This is a genomic window from Hydrogenophaga sp., from assembly GCF_041633695.1.
In the GTDB taxonomy this organism is placed as follows: domain Bacteria; phylum Pseudomonadota; class Gammaproteobacteria; order Burkholderiales; family Burkholderiaceae_C; genus Hydrogenophaga.
In genome coordinates, this window is record NZ_JBFJMY010000770.1 from 1 (window position 1) to 1011 (window position 1011).

General features: G+C 67.0%; 3 protein-coding genes. All 3 read right to left on the reverse strand.

The window, feature by feature from the left end:
• Positions 1-362 (reverse strand): GNAT family N-acetyltransferase (locus ABYB95_RS23980; RefSeq protein WP_372663018.1); only part of this gene is annotated, 362 nt, incomplete at its 3' end.
• A 25-nt stretch (positions 363-387) separates the two neighbouring features.
• Positions 388-768 carry a hypothetical protein gene (locus ABYB95_RS23985; protein WP_372663021.1) on the reverse strand — a complete coding sequence of 127 codons (381 nt, stop codon included), beginning with the start codon at positions 766-768 and terminating at the stop codon, positions 388-390.
• A gap of 44 nt (positions 769-812) precedes the next feature.
• Positions 813-1011, reverse strand: a 199-nt coding sequence (locus tag ABYB95_RS23990) for a hypothetical protein (RefSeq protein WP_372663024.1), incomplete at its 5' end; no start/stop codon positions are given.

Below are 1011 nucleotides of genomic sequence, written 5' to 3' on the forward strand. Positions count from 1 at the left end.
CGCGCCGGGGCAAAGAAGGCCCGGGTGCCTGTTTCCAGGCTGATGCGGCGGTGGCCACGGGCGCGCGCTTGTTTGATCGCGTGCCCGAGCAGCGCGGAGGCAAAGCCCTGGCCCCGCAAGTCGTGGGCGGTGCGCATGGACTTCAGTTCCACATGGTCGGCGTCCAGCACCTGGATGGCGGCACAGGCGGCGATACGTTCGCCGAGCCAGAGCGTCCAGAACGTGACGCTGGGGTCGCGCAGGCCGTTCAGGTCGAGCGCGTGTTTGCTTTCGGGTGGCGAGGTGACCCGCATGTCTTGCAGGTGCTGTTCCTGAAAGGCGGCGATGGCTGCGCCTGAAAGGTCGTCGGTTCGGATATCCATCTGTCGTGCTCCATGGCGGTGCTGGTCAGCGCAAGGCCAGCCACAAGGTGGCCAGCGCCAGCACGGCCGCCACGGTCAGCAGCACGCGGGTGCGCAGCCTCAGCACCTGCACGGCGCCCACCAGTTGCGCGTTCTGCTCCGCCAGTTCGGCCACGGTGCGGGTGAGTTCGGCCTGCGTTTCCACCAAGCGCTCGATGTCTTGCTGTGCGGCCACCACCCGGTTTTGCAGTTCGCCCAGGCTGGGCGGTGCGCTGCTGGCCGTTTCAATGGCGGTGCCGGCTGTGCGCTGTGCGGGCTCGGTTTGGCGGTCCATCAGTTTTCGGGCAGCGTTCAACACCTTGGGCGCGTGTTCGATCACGTCGCCCCAGGGAATCACTTTCAGCGCGATCAGCCAGGGTATGGCCATAAATAACGTCCTTGGTTTTTTGAAGGAGCGGTCTGCCCGCCAACTTAGTGCGTTGGCGATCCAGCGCGCCAGCGCGGGCGCCACAGCAGCACGCAACCGGCTGTGGCCACGAGCAGCAGCAGCGCCGGAAAGCCCAGCGTGGGTGCCCACTGCAGGGCCGCCGCGCCCAGAGCCGGTGCCAGCACGCCGCCCAGTGTGTACGACAGTACCAACACCGCCGTGCTGTTGACCAGGGTGATGCCC

Bases quoted from the DNA above. Each gene is read 5' to 3' on its own strand.
- ABYB95_RS23985 (WP_372663021.1), bottom strand. From the start codon at position 768: ATGGCCATACCCTGGCTGATCGCGCTGAAAGTGATTCCCTGGGGCGAC.